This window comes from Alcaligenes ammonioxydans, assembly GCF_019343455.1.
Lineage (GTDB): Bacteria > Pseudomonadota > Gammaproteobacteria > Burkholderiales > Burkholderiaceae_B > Alcaligenes > Alcaligenes ammonioxydans.
Genome location: NZ_CP049362.1, coordinates 2089409 through 2108358 on the forward strand (window position 1 = coordinate 2089409; position 18950 = coordinate 2108358).

At 58.6% G+C, this 18950-nt stretch carries 15 protein-coding genes; 6 read left to right on the plus strand and 9 right to left on the minus strand.

The annotated features are described in order from the left end of the window. Positions 1-5 precede the first annotated feature (5 nt). The 6 genes from FE795_RS09625 to aceE all read right to left on the minus strand — a co-directional run bounded on the left by FE795_RS09625 (position 6) and on the right by aceE (position 9031). Positions 6-494: a CvpA family protein gene (locus tag FE795_RS09625; protein WP_003799724.1), complete on the minus strand. Its 489-nt coding sequence runs from the start codon at positions 492-494 to the stop codon at positions 6-8. Then, positions 491-1321: an SPOR domain-containing protein gene (locus tag FE795_RS09630; RefSeq protein WP_003799722.1), complete on the minus strand. Its 831-nt coding sequence runs from the start codon at positions 1319-1321 to the stop codon at positions 491-493. The genes FE795_RS09625 and FE795_RS09630 overlap by 4 nt, the downstream gene beginning before the upstream one ends. 38 nt (positions 1322-1359) lie before the next feature. Then, positions 1360-2757: a bifunctional tetrahydrofolate synthase/dihydrofolate synthase gene (gene folC / locus FE795_RS09635; protein ID WP_407927689.1), complete on the minus strand. Its 1398-nt coding sequence runs from the start codon at positions 2755-2757 to the stop codon at positions 1360-1362. Positions 2758-2843: 86 nt separating this feature from the next. Next, positions 2844-4616 (minus strand): dihydrolipoyl dehydrogenase, encoded by a 1773-nt coding sequence (gene lpdA, locus FE795_RS09640; protein ID WP_003799719.1) that lies wholly within the window; start codon positions 4614-4616, stop codon positions 2844-2846. A gap of 9 nt (positions 4617-4625) precedes the next feature. Next, positions 4626-6311 (minus strand): dihydrolipoyllysine-residue acetyltransferase, encoded by a 1686-nt coding sequence (gene aceF / locus FE795_RS09645; RefSeq protein ID WP_131070609.1) that lies wholly within the window; start codon positions 6309-6311, stop codon positions 4626-4628. An 11-nt stretch (positions 6312-6322) separates the two neighbouring features. Next, entirely contained in the window at positions 6323-9031 is a 2709-nt protein-coding gene (gene aceE / locus FE795_RS09650; RefSeq protein WP_003799716.1) for a pyruvate dehydrogenase (acetyl-transferring), homodimeric type, read from the minus strand. A 267-nt stretch (positions 9032-9298) separates the two neighbouring features. On the opposite strand from aceE, the gene FE795_RS09655 reads away from it, so the two are divergent. The 5 genes from FE795_RS09655 to FE795_RS09675 are packed head-to-tail and all read left to right on the plus strand — an operon-like array spanning position 9299 to position 15270. Continuing rightward, positions 9299-11056 carry a PAS domain-containing sensor histidine kinase gene (locus FE795_RS09655; RefSeq protein ID WP_003799713.1) on the plus strand — a complete coding sequence of 586 codons (1758 nt, stop codon included), beginning with the start codon at positions 9299-9301 and terminating at the stop codon, positions 11054-11056. Beyond that, positions 11053-11676, plus strand: coding sequence for a response regulator transcription factor (locus tag FE795_RS09660; RefSeq protein WP_003799711.1), 624 nt, complete (start codon positions 11053-11055; stop codon positions 11674-11676). Before FE795_RS09655 ends, FE795_RS09660 begins: the two co-directional genes overlap by 4 nt. After that, the gene (gene folD / locus FE795_RS09665) at positions 11677-12540 is read left to right on the plus strand and encodes a bifunctional methylenetetrahydrofolate dehydrogenase/methenyltetrahydrofolate cyclohydrolase FolD (RefSeq protein WP_059317592.1); all 864 of its coding nucleotides are present in this window, start codon (positions 11677-11679) and stop codon (positions 12538-12540) included. It begins immediately after the preceding gene. Between the two features lie 15 nt (positions 12541-12555). Then, positions 12556-14628: a M3 family metallopeptidase gene (locus FE795_RS09670; RefSeq protein WP_219234859.1), complete on the plus strand. Its 2073-nt coding sequence runs from the start codon at positions 12556-12558 to the stop codon at positions 14626-14628. 30 nt (positions 14629-14658) lie between these two features. Further along, on the plus strand, positions 14659-15270 hold the full coding sequence (locus FE795_RS09675) for an SCO family protein (protein WP_161937125.1): 612 nt from the start codon (positions 14659-14661) through the stop codon (positions 15268-15270). Positions 15271-15409: 139 nt separating this feature from the next. Here FE795_RS09675 and FE795_RS09680 read toward each other — a convergent pair whose 3' ends face one another. Continuing rightward, a complete protein-coding gene (locus FE795_RS09680) occupies positions 15410-16795 on the minus strand; it encodes a dihydrolipoyl dehydrogenase (protein WP_131070610.1) in 1386 nt (461 codons plus the stop codon). A 129-nt stretch (positions 16796-16924) separates the two neighbouring features. Here FE795_RS09680 and FE795_RS09685 point away from each other — a divergent pair, with 129 nt between their 5' ends. Beyond that, positions 16925-17386, plus strand: a complete 462-nt coding sequence (locus FE795_RS09685) for a MerR family DNA-binding protein (RefSeq protein ID WP_059317588.1) — start codon at positions 16925-16927, stop codon at positions 17384-17386. A 194-nt stretch (positions 17387-17580) separates the two neighbouring features. Here FE795_RS09685 and FE795_RS09690 read toward each other — a convergent pair whose 3' ends face one another. Beyond that, complete coding sequence (locus tag FE795_RS09690) at positions 17581-18150, minus strand: nitroreductase family protein (RefSeq protein WP_059317587.1); 570 nt, start codon at positions 18148-18150, stop codon at positions 17581-17583. 50 nt (positions 18151-18200) lie between these two features. Then, positions 18201-18938: a pyridoxine 5'-phosphate synthase gene (gene pdxJ / locus FE795_RS09695; protein ID WP_003799697.1), complete on the minus strand. Its 738-nt coding sequence runs from the start codon at positions 18936-18938 to the stop codon at positions 18201-18203. Positions 18939-18950: the final 12 nt, after the last annotated feature.

Below are 18950 nucleotides of genomic sequence, written 5' to 3' on the forward strand. Positions count from 1 at the left end.
TGTTCTCAATAAGGTAGCCATTCTGCCAAAGACGGCGGCAGCATGGCCTTAATCGACTGCACCGCGCGGATTGCAGGTTCAGCCAGCTTGGCCTGCTCCCACCACGGCTCTTTAGGTAAATCGGTATGCCCGGCCAGGATGACCAATATCAGCACCAGCAGCACGCCACGGGCCACGCCAAACAGGCCGCCCAAACCATGGTCGGCAGGCGTCAGCCCCGTTTGCTCGATCAAGCTGGCCAGCAGCATGTTCAACAGCCCCACCAGCAGCAAGACCATAAAAAAAACGGCTCCGTAAGCCAAAGCCGTACGTAATAAGCCGTTTTCTACCCAGACTTGTATCCAGCCTGATGTGCGTGGCCCCCACCAGATTGCGGCCATGAAAGCCAGCAAATAGGCGCTGAGCGAAAGCACTTCCTTGATCAATCCGCGTATCAGGCCCAGCAGGCCTGACACACCCACAATCCCAAGGACGATATAGTCGAAGCTGCTCACTTAGCCGAGATAAAACTGTTCTCGTAACCGAGCGAACGCAAGCGCGCCTGGGCCGCCTGAGCCGCTTCGCGCGTAGGGAATGGCCCCACGCGCAAACGATAGGTTGGTTTGCCACCGCTTTGCGCTGTCTCCACATAGGCATTGGTCACACCGGCCGATACCAGTTGATCACGGCGCGACTGGGCATCGTTCTGATTGGAGTAGGCGACAATCTGCAAAATGAAGTTGCCTTGTTGCGCGGCCGGTTTAGCGGCAGGCGCAGGCTTGTTGGGTACACGCCCCTCCAGCAGAGCCAAGGCATACGAACCATCATCCGTACGACCGTTTTGAGCCGGGGCGGGAGCTGGCTTGGGTTTTTCAACAGGCTTGGGTTTTTCCACGGGCTTGACGGGCTCTGGAGGGCTAGTCTCAGGCGCTGGTACAGCAGGCGTGCCAGTCTGGGCCGGATCGGTTTGCAAGCCGGGATCGACCACGGCCAGTCCACCATCGCTACTGGTAGCAGGGTCGGCGACCAAGGGTTCGTCGGGCTGCTCAATCACCGGGGTGGGCGTGTTTTCCTGCACCACCAGCTCGCCAGGGCGAGTCTGCGTCGTACCCTGCCCTGCGGGCTGAGTAATCGGGCCCAGCGCCAGCGACTGTTCCGGCTCGGGCGGAGTTTTGTCAGCAGTCAGCATGGGCACCAGCACCACCACGGCCAGCACCAGCGCCAGCGCACCGATCAGACGGCGACGAGCCCGTCCACGCAGTTCCGATAATTGTGAATCGCTGGAAGCACTGGAGCGGCGACCCGACGATGAGGAAGTATCGTTACGTGAAAATAAACCCATGAGCCCTAGACCTATGAAATAAGCAGTCTTGCCGATAATCAGGAAGATGTGCGCTCGTTTGCGGCTTCAAGAATCGGCCCTACTGTCGCAAACGAGCCAAACACGACAATTCTATCATTGTCACCGGCCTCTTTTAATGCCGCCTCGTAAGCGAGCCGGGGACTGTTGTAACTGGATACGACCGCTGACGCTTTACTGACCGAAGCACGCGCAACAGGGCGCACACCGGGTCGATGCCCGCTGCTTTCCGCTTCAGGTGCCAACACATCAGCAGGCATCTGATCGCTGGCCAGAACGGTACGCACATGCTCCGCCAACTCGTGACCCGACAGGCTGCGCGGCCCTTCCAGGCTGGCGCACATCCAGTGGTCAATACGGCTTGCCAGACGTGCGATGACGCCATCCACATCCTTGTCCTTGTACATACCCACAACGGCAATTGTCTTGGGGTAAGGAGGCATATTGTCCAGGTTCTGCGCCAGAGCGGCAGCAGCATGCGGATTATGCGCCACATCGAAAATGACACAAGGCTGACCTGGCTGAATCTGGAAACGTCCCGGCATATGCGCACGCAGCAAGCCCGCACGCACCGCCTGGGCAGGGACGGCCAAACGAGGATGCAAGGACTCCAGCGCCGCCAGGGCGGCAGATGCATTGAGCAGCTGATTGGCGCCACGCAGGGCCGGATAGGCCAAGGCAGCCCGTCGTTGACTACGCCCGCCATACGCCCATTGCTGGCGGTCGCCGGAGTAGTTGAAATCCTTGCCAAACAACCAGAGTTCGGCGCCAATCTCCTGGGCGTAATCCAGCATGGTCTGTGGTGGCAGTGGATCGGCGCAAATGGCGGGACGACCGGGACGGAAAATATGGGCTTTTTCCCAAGCCACCTGCTCGCGGGTATTGCCCAGGTATTCTGCGTGATCAATATCAATGCTGGTAATGATCGAACAGTCGGCATCCACGATATTGACGGCGTCCAAACGCCCGCCCAGACCGACTTCCAGCACCGCCACGTCCACACGCTGCTCCTGGAACAGCATCAAGGCAGCCAGCGTGGAAAACTCAAAATAGGTGAGCGTCAGATCACCACGGGCTTCGTTGATACGAGCGAACTGCGCCGTGATCTGCGCGTCCTCCGCCATCTCGCCATTTAAGCGGATGCGCTCGTTATAACGCACCAGATGCGGGGAGGCGTACACCCCTACTTTGTAGGCCGCGGCCAGCAGAATCGCTTCCAGCATGGCACAGGTCGACCCTTTACCATTGGTACCACCCACGGTGATGACCACACCATCCAATTTGATGTTCAGACGTTGGGCAACCTCGCGAATCCGGCCCAGACCCAGGTCGATGGTCGACGGATGCAAGGTTTCCAAATAGGACAGCCAATCGCTTAGCGAAGAGTCGGCTTTCAGAACAGGATGAGTCATGGACAACACCAATTACAAAATAAAAACGGCAGGCGCTGATGATAGCACCTGCCGTGAGCCAATACGCCTTAACTATCAGGCGAATACTGGTATTACTTGCGACGTGTTGGCGGCAAGTCCGTGCACGTCCCTTCAGCGACGGCCGCAGCCTTGCTGACCGACTCGCACAAGGTGGGGTGCGGGTGAATGGATTTGGCCAGATCGACCGGGTCCACCCCCATTTCGATGGCCAGCACCAGCTCACCGATCAGCTCGCCTGCATTGGTACCGACAATGCCGCCACCCACGATACGGTGGGTTTCCGCATCGAACAGAACCTTGGTAAAGCCTTCATCGCGGTTGTTGGCAATGGCACGACCAGACGCAGCCCAGGGGAACACGCCCTTCTCGACCTTGATACCGTCTTTTTTCGCCTGATCTTCGGTCAGACCCACCCAGGCGATTTCCGGATCGGTGTAGGCCACCGAAGGAATCACACGAGCATCAAAGAAGGATTTCTCGCCGGCGATGACTTCAGCGGCCACGTGCGCTTCGTGCTCGGCCTTGTGTGCCAGCATGGGCTGCCCCACGATATCGCCAATGGCGTAGATATGTGGCACGTTGGTACGCTGTTGCTTGTCAACCGGAATGAAGCCACGGTCGGTGACGTGTACGCCCGCTTTCTCAGCACCAATTTTCTTGCCATTGGGCGAGCGGCCCACGGCTTGCAGAACCAGATCGTAACGCTGCGGCTCGGCTGGCGCATTCTTGCCTTCAAATGTCACCCAGATGCCATCATCACGAGCTTCGGCAGCCACCGTGCTGGTTTCCAGCATCATGTGGTCGAAGCGGTGCTTGTTCATCTTCTCCCACACCTTGACCACGTCGCGGTCTGCGCCCGGCATCAGGCCAGTCTGCATTTCCACCACGTCCAGGCGTGCGCCCAGCGCCGAGTACACCGTACCCATTTCCAGACCGATGATGCCACCACCCACGATCAGCATGCGCTTGGGCACAGACTTCAGTTCCAGCGCGCCGGTGGAGTCCACTACGCGTGGATCGTCGGGCAGGAACGGCAGTTTTACCGACTGGCTACCGGCCGCAATAATGGCCGAAGCGAACTTGATCACTTTCTTGGTGCCGTCGTTGGCGGTCACTTCGATGTGATTGGGGTCCAGGAACTGGCCGTTACCGACCACAACCTGCACCTTGCGGCCCTTGGCCATACCGGCCAGACCACCGGTCAGCTTGCCGATCACCTTGTTCTTGTAGTCGCGCAGCGCGTCGATGTCGATTTGCGCTTCACCGAACTTGATGCCGTGTGTTGCCAGGGACTTGGCTTCCTCGTAGACCGCTACGGTATGCAGCAAGGCCTTGGAAGGAATACAACCCACGTTCAGACACACACCACCCAGGGTGCTGTAGCGTTCGACCAGAGCCACTTTCAGGCCCAGGTCAGCGGCACGGAAAGCCGCGTTGTAACCGCCCGGGCCCGCGCCCAGAACGACCACATCCACGGAATCATCCGCAGCACCCTGATGGCTGGCAGCCTGCGGAGCAGGTGCCGCGGCCGGAGCGGCAGCGGCAGGAGCCGCTGCTTTAGGTGTTTCCTGTTTGGCGGGTGCTGCAGCGGGGGCCGCCTGGCCCTCCGCTACTTCGATCTTGGCAATGGCCGACCCCTGGGAGACCTTGTCACCCACTTTGACCAGCAATTCCTTGATCACCCCTGCCTGAGCGGCAGGAATTTCCATGGAGGCCTTGTCGGACTCCACGGTGATCAGGCTTTGCTCGACTTCGACCGTATCACCGACCTGCACCAGCACTTCGATAACATCCACCTCGCCGGAGTCACCGATATCCGGGACCGTCAGATCAATCAGACTCATGACAACTCCTTACAATGCGATGCGACGGAAGTCAGCCAGCATCGTTGCCAGGAAGGCATTGAAACGGGCGGCAGAGGCACCATCAATAACACGGTGGTCGTAGGACAGGGACAGCGGCAACATCAAGCGTGGCTCGAACTCCTTGCCATTCCAGACTGGCTGTATGGAGGAGCGCGACAGACCCAGAATGGCCACTTCTGGCGCATTGATGATGGGTGTGAAGTCCGTGCCGCCAATACCGCCCAGCGAAGAAATGGTGAAGCAACCGCCCTGCATCTGAGCTGCGCTCAACTTGCCGTCACGGGCCGCGGCGGCCAGTTCGCCTGTTTCACGCGCGATATCCAGAATGCCTTTCTTGTCGGCATCACGGATGACAGGCACAACCAGACCGTTAGGCGTATCAGCGGCAAAGCCGATGTGGTAGTACTGCTTGAGCACCAGATTGTCGCCGTCCAGCGACGCATTGAACTCGGGGAATTTCTTCAGGGCAGCCACGGCAGCCTTGATGACGAAAGCCAGCATGGTGACGCGAGCGCCGGACTTCTTGTATTCCTCGTTCAGCTCTTTGCGCAACGCTTCCAGCGACGTGATGTCAGCCAGATCGTTATTGGTGACATGCGGAATCATGACCCAGTTGCGATGCAGGTTGGCACCCGAGATTTTCTTGATGCGCGACAGGGCTTGGGTTTCGACAGGACCAAATTTGGCAAAGTCCACCTTGGGCCAGGCCAACACGTCCAGACCACCGACCTGGGCAGCAGTACCGGCAGCGGTAACCGGAGCGGCACCGCCCGCCATGACCTGCTTGACAAAGCCGCGCACGTCGTCCGCCGTAATCCGGCCTTTGTCGCCGGAGCCATGGACCTTGGCCAGATCCACGCCCAGTTCGCGAGCGAACTTGCGAACGCTGGGCGACGCATGGGGAAGATTGCGCAAGGAAACTTCGGCATCCGCAAACGCTGCAGTAGGCGAAACACGCTCTGGGGCGGGAGCACCCGCACCCACCACCACCGAAGAGCTGGCAGCAGAAGCTGCTGCAGCGGGTGCCGCTTCGGCCTTGGGAGCGGGGGCGGCCTCGGCTTTGGCTGGCGCAGGCGCTGCGGCGTTACCTTGCACCGTCAACTCCAGGATGTCGCTGCCCTGGCTGACCTTGTCACCCAGCTTGACCTTGATGGCGGTCACCACGCCAGCGTGGGAAGACGGCACTTCCATGGAGGCCTTGTCCGACTCCACGGTAATCAGGCTTTGATCCACCTCAACGGTGTCACCCACCTGCACCATGATTTCAATGACGTCCACATCGCGAGCGTCGCCGATATCAGGAACCTGCACGGTCACTTGCTGCTCGTCACCGGCGGGAGCTGCCGCGGCAGCGGCAGGCGCCGCTTCAGCTTGAGCAGCAGGAACAGCGTCGGCCTTGGCAGGCTCAGCGGCAGGCGCGGCCTGCGCGCCTTCGGCGGCTTCCAGTTCCAGAACCAGACTGCCTTCCTTAACCTTGTCGCCCAGCTTGACCTTGATCGACTTGACCACGCCCGCGTCGGACGAGGGAATCTCCATGGAAGCCTTGTCGGACTCCACGGTAATCAGGCTTTGCTCGACCTCGATGGTCTCGCCTTCCTTGACCAGGATTTCGATCACTTCGACTGCGTCGTCAGCACCGATATCCGGGATTTTGACTTGAATGATATTGCTCATGGTTCAGTCCCTTATGCGTGCTGCGGGTTGGCCTTGGAAGGATTGATGCCGTACTTGGCAATGGCCTCGGACGCTTTGCTGAACGGAACCTTGCCCTCTTCAGCCAGTGCGCGCAACGCGGCCAACACCACAAAGTGACGGTCAACCTCAAAGTGCTCACGCAGCTTGAAGCGGTAGTCGGAACGACCGAAACCATCGGTACCCAGCACCTTGAAGGTACGATCTTTGGGCACGAAAGGACGAATCTGGTCGCCAAAAGCCTTGACGTAGTCGGTCGAGACCACGATAGGGCCATCGGTTTTGGCCAGTTGGGCCGTCACGTACGGTACGGGCAGGTCCTTGCCTTCAGGGTTGAGCAAAGCTTCACGCTCGCAGTCCAGACCATTGCGGCGCAATTCGGTAAAGCTGGTCACGCTCCACACATCAGAGCCAATGCCCCAGTCTTTTTCCAGCAGCTCTTGTGCTGCAATCACTTCACGCAAAATCGTGCCCGAACCCATCAGCTGAACGCGCAGCTTGGCGTCCTCAGCGACCGATTTGAATTTGTACATGCCACGCAGGATGCCTTCTTCGTCACCCTCGACCAGACCGGGCTGGGCGTAGTTCTCGTTCATCAAGGTGACGTAGTAGTACACGTCTTCCTGATCCTGAACCATGCGCTTCAGACCGTGCTGCATGATCACCGCCACTTCGTGCGCGAAGGTCGGGTCGTAAGACACGCAGTTGGGAATCAGCGAGGACTGAATATGGCTGTGGCCATCTTCGTGCTGCAGACCTTCGCCATTCAACGTGGTGCGACCGGCGGTACCGCCCAGCACGAAACCACGGGCTTTCATATCACCCGCTGCCCAGGCCAGATCGCCAAAGCGCTGGAAGCCGAACATCGAGTAGTAGATGAAGAACGGGATCATGATGCGGTTGTTGTTGGAGTACGACGTGGCAGCCGCAATCCAGGAGCTGAATGCACCCTGCTCGTTAATCCCTTCCTGCAACAACTGACCATTGGCCGTTTCGCGGTAGTACATGACCTGATCTTTATCGACCGGGGTGTACTTCTGGCCTTCCGGCGCATAAATGCCGATTTGACGGAACAGACCTTCCATACCAAAGGTACGCGATTCGTCAGCCAGGATGGGCACCGCACGCGGACCGACCTGCTTGTCGCGCAGCAAGGTATTCAGGAAACGGACAAATGCTTGCGTCGTGGAGATCTCACGGCCTTCGGCGGTGGGCTCCAGCATAGGTTTGAACGCCTCCAGGGTCGGCACGGTCAACTGTTCATCAGCCTTGGTGCGACGCTTGGGCAGGTAGCCGCCCAATGCCTTGCGACGAGCGTGCAAATACTGCATTTCAGGCGAGTCGTCAGCAGGCTTGAAGTACGGCAGTTCTTCGAGCTTGTCATCGGGTACCGGAATATTGAAACGGTCGCGGAACTCGCGCACAGCGTCCAGATCCAGGCTCTTTTGCTGGTGCGAAGGGTTCTTGGCCTGGCCAACGTGGCCCATGCCATAGCCCTTGATCGTCTTGGCCAGAATAACGGTAGGCTGACCTTCGTGCTTGGTGGCAGCGTCAAACGCCGCATACACCTTGTGAGGATCATGACCGCCGCGGTTCAGACGCCAGATGTCCTCATCGCTCATGCGGCTGACCATCTCCAGCAGCTTAGGATGCTTGCCAAAGAAGTGCTCACGAACATAGGCACCGTCGTTGGCTTTGTACGCCTGGTACTCGCCGTCCACGGTTTCTTCCATGACCTTGCGCAAGATGCCTTCCTTGTCGCGCGCCAGCAATGGATCCCAGTAACCGCCCCAGATCAGCTTGAGCACGTTCCAGCCAGCGCCCCGGAAGGTCCCTTCCAGTTCCTGGATGATCTTGCCGTTGCCACGCACAGGGCCGTCCAGTCGCTGCAGGTTGCAGTTCACGATGAAAATCAGGTTGTCCAGCTTTTCACGGGCAGCCAGACCAATCGCACCCAGGGATTCAGGTTCGTCCATCTCGCCGTCGCCCAGGAACACCCAGACTTTACGGCCACTGGTATCGGCAATGCCGCGGGCATGCAGATACTTCAGGAAACGGGCCTGGTAAATGGCCATCAATGGGCCCAGACCCATGGATACCGTGGGGAACTGCCAGAATTCGGGCATCAACTTGGGATGCGGGTAAGACGGCAAGCCTTTGCCGTCCACTTCCTGACGGAAGTTGTTCAACTGATCTTCGCTAATCCGGCCTTCCATGAAAGCGCGGGCGTAGATACCGGGCGAGGAATGGCCCTGGAAAAACACCATGTCGCCGCCGTGATCTTCGGTCTCGGCGTGCCAGAAATGGTTCTGACCGCAACCAATCATGGTCGCCAAGGAGGCAAAGGACGCAATGTGACCGCCCAGACCACCCCCATCAGGAGGGGTTTCGCGGTTGGCACGCACCACCATGGCCATGGCGTTCCAGCGAATGTAGGAACGAATGCGCTCTTCCAGAGCGAGGTTGCCAGGGTGCGCAGGTTCCAGACCGGGAGGAATCGTGTTCACATACGCCGTGTTGGGCGAGAACGGAATATGGGCGCCAGAACGACGGGCCAGATCAATCAGCTTTTCAATAAGCTCGTGAGCGCGGGCCGGGCCTTCACGGTCCACCACCGCTTCCAGGGCGTCAAGCCACTCTTTTGTTTCTAGGGCCTGGTCTTGACTGACCTGAGCCGAACTATTGTCTTGGGTTGAGGACATATAGTGTCTCCATATATGTGGTAGTAGTCCGGTCTTGCTCGACGCTGAGCCGCCCATCTCCTGAGAAGTAAAGCGATCCTGACCGAAGCGGGTATTGCGGACTGTGAGCGTTCAAGGCGGGGTACGCCTGCACCAACCCATTCTAGGAAAGAACCTAGAAACGCTCAAGCAAAATTTCATTTTATGGTATGTGTTTTCATAATACGAAATATCACTAAAAAAAATAGCCCTACATTACAATTCAGCCATACTTCTTTTCGTGCAGTTATGGCCACTCATCCTAAAAAGTCTCTGATCCCTTCAACCTTCTACGATCAGGCCAAGCAGAACCGGCGTGGATTCTATTGGCTGACGCCGGTTGTCGTGCTGTTTCTTTACCTCTGTGTCATGGGGGTATTTCTCTGGCTGCAACGTCTGCAAAACGACAGCGTCATGTTTGTGACCATCGATCAGGAAACGCGCCAGCAGCGTTTGATGATGGTGATTCTGGCCCTGTCATTGGTCATTGTGGTCAGCCTGCTGGCCTTGTGGCGCTATACCCGCTTTCGAACCCACGCCGAGGCCGCCCAGACAGCCGAGACCGGGTTTCGACGCGCCATGGAAAATTCCATGTCCACGGGGATGCGCGTCTTTGACATGCAAGGCCGCATTGCCTATGTCAACCCTGCGTTTTGCAGAATGATTGGCTGGAACGAGGCCGATCTGGTCGGTCGCACCGCCCCTTTCCCCTACTGGTTGCCCGGTCGTCATCAGCAGCACCAGGAAACGCTGGATTTGCTCTTGTCCGGACGAACCCCCAGCAGCGGACTGGAAGTGGAAGCCCAGCGACGGGACGGATCGCGTTTTACCGCCCGCATGTACGTCTCGCCTTTGCGCGCCCCCAACGGAGAGCAGATCGGCTGGATGACTTCCATGACCGACATTACCGAACCCAAACGTATCCGTGAAGCCCTGACCGCCGCTCACGAACGCTTCATGACCGTACTGGAGGGTCTGGATGATGCCATTTCCGTGGTCGCCGATACCTCCGAGGGCCTGGAGCTGCTGTTTGCCAATCGCACTTATCGACGCTTCTTTGGCGCCCAGTCCAACGGCCATGCCGAACTGCTGGGAGGGCGTCTCGGTCGCTTCACGGACGAGACCGTGGAAATTTATTCTGAATCAGCGGCCCGCTGGTTCGAGGTCCACCATCGTATGCTGGCCTGGACCGATGGCCGCCGTGTGCGTTTGCAAGTGGCACGCGATATTACCGACCGACGCAAACACGAAGAGGCTTCGCGCATTCAACAGGAAAAAGTTCAGCTGACCAGCCGTCTGACCACGATGGGCGAGATGGCCTCCTCGCTGGCCCACGAATTGAATCAGCCGCTGACAGCCATCAACAACTACAGCATGGGCGCGGTTGCCATGCTCAAGTCAGGCCGCTACCAGCCCGAGACCTTGCTGGCTGCCTTGGAAAAAGCGGCCCAGCAGGCCGAACGGGCCGGCAAGATCATCAGCCGCATCCGCGAGTTCGTCAAACGCAGTGAGCCGCGTCGCACGCGCGTCAAAGTCATGCGCATTGTGGAAAATGCCGTGGGCTTTGCAGAAATTGACGCCCGCAAACGCCAGATCGAAATCGAACTGAGCATCCCCGATCCCGTTCCAGACGTCATTGCCGACCCCATTCTCATAGAACAGGTATTATTGAACCTGCTCAAAAATGGGATCGAAGCCATGGAACACAGCGAGCATCATGTGCTTCAATTGGTGATTACCCAACAAGAATCGCTTTTGGAGATGGCCGTCATCGACCGTGGTCATGGCCTGAAAGATCCCGAGCGCCTCTTTGAACCGTTTTACAGTACCAAGTCCGAAGGCCTTGGGATGGGCCTGAACATCTGCCGCACAATTATTGAATCGCATCACGGCCGCCTGTGGGCAGTCGGCAATCCCGAGGGTGGAACGATCTTTCGTTTCAGTCTACCTTGTGCAGCGCCCGATGTAGCGGACACCCTTGATAACAAACTGGAGATACCCGAATGACCAGCCCGCAAATGCCATGCACCATCTACGTAGTCGATGACGACGAAGCCGTACGGGACTCCTTGCGCTGGCTACTGGAAGCCAACGGCTACCGGGTCCGCTGCTTTGCATCGGGCGAAGAGTTTCTGGGTGCGTACGACCCGGCCCAGGTGGCCGTGCTGATCGTGGACGTGCGCATGCCCGGCATGAGCGGCCTGGAGCTCCAGGAAGCGCTGATTGCCCGCAAATCCACTATCCCGATCGTGTTCATTACCGGTCACGGTGATGTCCCCATGGCCGTGAGCACCATGAAGAAAGGCGCGGTCGACTTTCTGGAAAAACCCTTTAACGAAGCCGATCTGCGCACCATCGTAAGCCGCATGATTGAACAGGCTACCGCTCGCGCCTCTCAGGCGCAGGCGCAAAAAGATCAACAAGAAGTCCTGGGCCGCCTGACAGCGCGCGAGCAACAAGTGCTGGAGCGCATTGTTGCCGGTCGCCTGAACAAGCAAATTGCCGGGGACTTGAACATCAGCATTAAAACTGTCGAAGCGCATCGCGCCAATATCATGGAAAAACTGGAAGTCACTACGGTTGCCGACCTCATGAAAATCGCCCTCACCAAGTCCGAGGACGTGTAAATGAGTGCTCGTATTATTGATGGAAAAAAGCTGTCCACCGCCATCAAGGCGGACGTTGCAGAACGTGTTGCCAAACTCAAGCAGACTCACGGCATCCAGGCAGGCCTGACCGTGGTGCTGGTCGGGGAAGATCCCGCCTCGCAAGTCTATGTGCGCAACAAGGGCCTGGCATGTGAAGCCGCCGGCCTGAAGTCCGACATCATCCGCCTGCCTGCAGATACCAGCGAAACGGAACTGCTCGCACTGATTAAGCGCCTGAATCAGGACAGCTCGGTACACGGCATTTTGGTCCAGTTGCCCCTGCCCGCCCATCTGGACGAGCATAAAGTGATCGAAACCATTGCTCCCCACAAGGACGTGGACGGCTTTCACGTCAGCAACGCGGGCATGCTCATGACCGGCAAACCTCTGTTTGCTCCCTGCACGCCCTATGGCGTGATGAAAATGCTGGAGTCGGAACACGTGGCCTTGCGCGGTGCGGAAGCCGTCGTTGTTGGCGCCAGCAATATCGTGGGCAAACCCATGGCCATGCTCTTGCTGGCGGCGGGCGCTACGGTCACCCTGTGCAACTCCAAGACACGTGATCTGGCCGCTCAGACCCGCCGCGCCGATGTGCTGGTCGCGGCTGTAGGCCGCCCCGGCATCATTACCGGTGATATGGTCAAGCCCGGTGCCGTGGTGATCGACGTGGGCATCAACCGCGGTCCCGACGGCAAGCTGTGCGGTGACGTGGACTTTGCCAGTGCCAGCGAAGTGGCCTCGGCCATTACGCCCGTGCCCGGTGGCGTCGGCCCCATGACCATTGCCATGCTGCTGGTCAACACCTTGGAAGCGGCCGAACGCTCGGCCACCATCAGTCTTTAATTTATTCAACGGTTTATGACGACAAATCCCTTACTGGTTCCTATCGACAGCCTTATTGACTATCCCGCCATCCAGCCCGAACACATCGAGCAGGCGGTGGACCAACTTCTGGCCCTGGCCCGCCAAGCCGTAGAGACAGTCTCCAACGACGATAGCGAACCCAGCTGGGACAACATCGTCGAGCCCATCACGGATGCCACCGAGACCTTGTATCGCGCCTGGTCGGTAGCCGGTCACCTGAATTCGGTTATCAACACGCCTGAACTGCGGGCCGTCTACAACCAGTGCCTGCCGCGCATGAGCGAGTTCTCGACCTGGGTGGGCTTGAACCGACCTTTATTTCTACGCTATCAGGCCCTGGCAGACAGCCCGGCCTTTGCGGCCCTGACACCTCAGCGCCAACGCATCATTACCCTGGCCCTGCGCGATTTCCGCCTGAGCGGCGTACAACTGGAAGGTCAGGCTCGTGAGGACTACGCCCGCATTTCCGAGGAACTGGCGCAAACCTCGCAGCAGTTCTCCGAGCACGTACTGGATGCCATTGATCAGTGGCATTACCTGGTCACCGATCAGGCTGAGCTGGACGGCATCCCGGACGATGTGCTGGCCGCAGCCCAACGCGCCGCTCAAGAGAACGATCAGCAAGGCTGGCGTCTGACACTGAAAATGCCGTGTTACCTGCCCGTCATGCAGTACGCCCGCAATCAGGCCTTGCGCGAGCGGATGTACCGGGCCTACACCACCATTGCCTCCGATCAGGGGGATGCGCAATTCGATAACTCCCAGGCCATCGAAACCCTGCTGAGGCTGCGTGCTCAGGAAGCCAGCCTGCTCGGTTTTGCCAGCTACGCCCATATGCGTCTGGAAACCCGCATGGCCGACACTCCCGAACAGGTGATGGGCTTTTTGCGCGACCTGGCGGCCAAAGCACGCCCCTACGCGCGTCAAGATCTGGACGAGTTGCAGGCCTTTGCCCAGAAAGAGCTGGGTCTGGACAATCTGCAAGCCTGGGATGTCCCCTTTTGCTCTGAGCGCCTGCGTGAACAGCGCTACGCCTACTCGGAAGATGAGGTCAAACAGTACTTTACCGAGCCTGCTGTTCTCAACGGCCTGTTCAAGGTCATTCAGCGCCTGTTTGATGTGACCTTGCGCGCCAGCGACGTCCCCGTATGGCATCCTGCCGTGCGTCCATTTGAAGTTCTTGCCTCGGATGGCAAAACCTTGGGCTACCTGTATATGGACCTGCACGCCCGTCAAGGCAAACAAGGGGGGGCCTGGGTCGATAGCGAACGCAGTCGCCGCCGCCTGGGTGAGCAACTGTGTCTGCCGATCGCCTATCTGGTGTGCAATTTTGCCGAACCCCAGGCAGGTCGCCCGGCCCTGCTGACGCATGATGATGTAATCACCCTGTTTCACGAGTCGGGCCACGCCTTGCATGCCTTGCTCTCACGCGTGGACGATCCAGCAGCGTCGGCCTTCTCCACCGTGGAATGGGACGCCATCGAACTGCCTTCGCAGTTTATGGAAAACTTTTGTTGGGAGTGGCCTGTCGTCCAGATGCTGACCGCCCACGTGGAAACGGGCGAGCATCTGCCGCGCGCGCTCTACAACAAGCTCAATCAAGCCCGCAACTTCCAAAGCGGCATGCAAATGGTGCGTCAGCTCGAGTTTTCCCTGTTCGACATGTTGATCCATTCGCGCGACAGCGGTCTGGACATCGATGCCGTCATGGAGATTCTGGATCAGGTACGTCAGGAAGTGGCCGTGCTGTTTCCGCCAGAGTGGCACCGCTTCCCGCATCAGTTCTCGCACTTGTTTGCGGGTGGCTATGGCGCGGGTTACTACAGTTACAAATGGGCCGAAGTCCTGTCTGCCGATGCCTACTCGGCCTTTGAGGAAAAAGCCTATACCCATTCGGATGGGGCGCGTGATACCCTCGATAGCAATACCGGCCATCGCTTCTGGCGCGAGATTTTGTCCGTGGGGGGCGAGCGTCCCGCTGCCGACTCCTTCCGTGCTTTCCGAGGTCGAGACCCTTCCATCACCGCCCTGCTCCGTCACAGCGGGCTCACACCCGAGCCCGCCTAAACCCAGAGGACGCTCATGACAGCCAGCCGGATGCGGCCCAGCCCAGTAAACCCCATTCTTGTCTTGTTTAAGCAATATGGTCTGACACTAGCGCTGAGCTTGCTCCTGCTTGGCAGCGCGACTGCTGCCAATCTGCATCCCGTACGGGGCTTCCTGCCCGATCTGCGCTTTTCCCTACAAGCCGCTGGTCCCAAAACACTCACTCAGGATGACTTCAAAGATAAAGTCGTCATGATGTTTTTTGGTTATGCCAGTTGCCCCGATGTCTGTCCCACTACCCTGGCCCAGTTAGGTGCCGTCATGGACGCTCTGGGAGACAAGGCTGAGCAGGTGCGCATCCTATTTGTCAGCGTGGACCCGCACCGCGACACCCCGGATGCACTGGCCCGCTACGTGGCCGCCTTTGATGGCAAGCACACGACGGGACTGACCGGTTCAGAAAAGCAGATTGCAGACCTCGCCCGGCGTTATCGGGTGGCATACCAGATCGAAAAACCAGACCCCAAGGCGCCGGAGAACTACGAAGTCTCGCACAGCCGTGGCGTATATATCTTCGATCAGCAAGGCAGGGCGCGCTATCTGGCACCGGATACGGAGTCGGTACAGGTTCTGGCAGAGGGTGTGCGAAGTCTGCTACCTTGAAAAAGCCCCCTTCAAGAGGGGGCTTCGTCTTTCTGGCGATTCCACTACGGGCACGACCTGGTGAACAAACGCAGACATGCCCACGCTCTCTGCCTGACAGGCCGGCAAACCACTGCTGGCCGACCCGCCAACCCCTGAGTTATTGGCCTCGCAACGCAGACTGTGCCTGGCGCAAGGCTGTACGCAAGCCCTCTTCCAGTACGGGATGATAGAAAGGCATGGCCAGCATCTGGTCCAGCGTCAGCCCCATCTGCAATGACCAGGCTAATAAATGGGCAATATGCTCTGCTTGAGGCCCCACCATCTCAGCCCCAAGAAATGCCCCGTCCTGGTCTGCATACACATGCAGCAAGCCACGGTTGACCAGCATGACCCGCGCCCGTCCCTGATTACCAAAGTTCACACTACCGGTCACGGCCCCTTGCGGAAGTGATTTAAAGGGAGTCCCCACCACGGCCACCTGCGGATCGCTGAATACGACCGCCATACGGGCCCGGCGAGCCATCGGCTCGTCCTGCCCCTCGCTCAGGGCCTGCAAAGCCGCCAGGCGACCATCGTCAGCCGCTTCATGCAGGATAGGTGCACGCTGGTTGACATCACCCGCAAGGTAAATAGAGGTTCCTTTGATCTGCAGGCTGGTCATGTCATAGACCACCCGGCCTTTGTCGTCCCATTGCGCAGGCGTATTTTCCAGGCCCAGATCATCCAGTTGAGGACGGCGGCCGGCCGCTCCCAATACATAATCATAATCTTCGACACGTTCCTGACCGTCCACCTTCAGATGCACCCGTGCCTTGCCATTGACCACTTCGCTACCCAGCACGGTCACGTCCGCGCGGATATCGAGCTCCTGACTGAAAATAGCCCGCCCAGCCTCGCGCACTGTCGGATCGGACAGTCCCGCCAGACTCTGACTGCGGTTGATGATCGATACATTAACGCCCAGCCGAGCCAGAGCCTGCCCCAGCTCCAATCCGATCACGCCCGTCCCTACTACCAGCACACTGCGCGGCAAATCAGTCCAATCAAAAACGTCCTCGTTACTGATCAGCAAGGCGCCCAAAGGCTCCAGCTCTTTCGGGCGCACTGGCGTGGAACCCGTAGCGACAATCACACTCCCTGCCGTGATGCGGGTGTGCTCATCCACCTGCAGCACGTGCTCCGACAAGAAACGGGCGTGGCCGCGTATCTTGTCCTTCTCATCAAAGCCGTTCACATCCTCCACTACAAAACCCACAAAACGGTCACGCTCGCGACGCACGCGATCCATTACCTCTTTTCCATCGATACGGATTGCGCCATCCACATGAACCCCAAAAGGCGCGGTGTGACGAGCATGATGGGCGGCATCCGCAGCCGCAATCAGCAGTTTGGAGGGCATGCAGCCAACCCGGGCACACATCGTGCCATACGGGCCAGACTCGATCATCAGCACTCGTTTACCAGATCGTTTAGCCGTACGATACGCTGTCATGCCCGCTGTTCCCGCTCCGATCACGGCAACATCACACTGAATTTCCTTCATAAACCGCTCCTTGAGTGTGTAACAAGGCTATCAGGGGCCAGATGACCGGTCTGACAGCCCGTTCTACAATGTGCAGAATTGAACCGTTTAATCATAACGCAGTCCTTTTGCACTGCCAGAGGAAAGCCCATGCTGATTAGTGAAGCGGCCCGCGTCACCGGCCTGACACCCAAGATGATCCGGCACTATGAGGATCTGGGCCTGGTAAATAGTGTCCGTGCTCCGAACGGCTATCGTATCTATCAGGCTCAGGACCTGGACACCTTGCACTTTATCGTCCGCGCCAAAGAACTGGGTTTTAATCTGGCCGATATTCAACAACTGACCAGTCTATGGCGCAATCAGCAGCGCCCCAGCTCTGAGGTCAAGCAGTTGGCTCAAGCCCATATTCAGGACCTGGAAAGCCGGGCGGCCTTGCTGCTGGATATGGCTGCCAAACTGCGTGTCCTGGCCGAGCAATGTCAGGGCGACCAGCATCCCGACTGTCCGATCCTGGATGGGCTGGAGGGCGGCTGTTGTCACCCGAGTACGCCAGATAAGACTGCCGTGCCGCCCCGAAGTAATCGTGCATCCGCTGCAGGCCCGCTTTGAGACATCGGCCCCGGCGGGTGGTAAGCGGCTTCCCCCAAGCCGATCTACGCCGCTGAAAAAGCGCGGACTCTGACCGCTTGTGCCGACTTGCCACCTTCACCCGCACAAACACAAAAAAGCCTGAGCTCAAGGAGAGCTCAGGCTTTTTGCTTCTTGTGTCTTGGATGGGCTGCTCAGCCGCACCGACTTCAGGCTCAGGCCGCGCGCCACTCCGTCACAAACTGCTGCGGCTCGGGACGTTGCGCAGGACCTAGCGTGTGAATGGGCGTACCCACCGACACAAAGCCCAGGAACTGATAATCCAGGGAGTCAAAGCCCAAGGCTTCAGGAACTTCCTCACCGTAGGTCCCCAGGCCCGTGCTCCAGAACGCTCCAAAACCCAGTTGGTGAGCCGCATGCAGCATATTGCTAACCGCAGCACCCGTTGCCAGAACACGCTCCAGCTCAGGAATTTTTTCCTCGCCATGATCGATGTGGCTAGCCACGGCAATCAGCAAAGGGACTTTTGCCAACCAGGCACGTACGCTGGCCGCCTTCTGCTCGGTCAAGGGTGTGCCCGCGCGTTCGTTAGCCGCAATCGCCAACTCGCCCAAAGCCTGTACATTTTCACCACGAATCAGGCAAAAGCGCCAGGGCTGCAAACGGCCATGATCGGGAGCGCAAACGGCAGCGCGCAAAATCAGGTCTAACTCCTGTTCGCTCGGGCCGGGGCCTTGCACCAGCTTGATGGAACGTCGGGACAACAAGGAATCAATGGTACTCATAGTGCTTCCAGAATCAGTAAAGAATGCCCTGCCCGGCTGGCAGGGCTCGGTCAGGCGTGAGCAGGAGCGCCCGCTTGTACCAGCAAGGCTTTCATGTCGCGCACGGCTTTTTCCCAACCATCAAAGACAGCCTGCGCAACAATGGCGTGACCAATATTGAGCTCAGCCAGACCTGGTAACGCCGCGATGGCCTGGACATTGCCGTAATGCAGGCCATGACCCGCATTCACACGCAAACCTTGCGAGACGCCTTGCGCGATACCCGCACGAATGCGTTCCAGCTCGCTGGCAGCCTGCTCGGGCGTTTGAGCATCCGCATAGGCGCCGGTATGCAGCTCGATCACCGTGGCGCCCACTTGACTGGCAGCACGAATTTGCGCGGGATCAGCGTCAATGAAAAGCGAAACACGGATGCCCGCAGCCTGCAACTGCTCAACCGCTGCCCTGACCTGATCCAGATGCCCCAGTACATCCAGCCCCCCTTCGGTGGTCAGTTCGGCTCGGTGCTCGGGAACCAGGCAGACATCATCCGGCTTGATACGGCAAGCGATGTCCAGCATTTCGGTAGTGATGGCGCACTCCAGATTCATCCGGGTGCGCAACACAGGGCGCAGGGCCTCGACATCGGCATCCTGAATATGACGCCGATCTTCACGCAGGTGTAAGGTAATCAGGTCCGCTCCGGCTTCTTCTGCTCGCAAAGCGGCCTGAATAGGATCAGGGTAGGTGGTCAGACGCTGCTGGCGCAGCGTTGCCACATGATCGATATTGACGCCCAGTTCTAACATTCCCCAAGGACC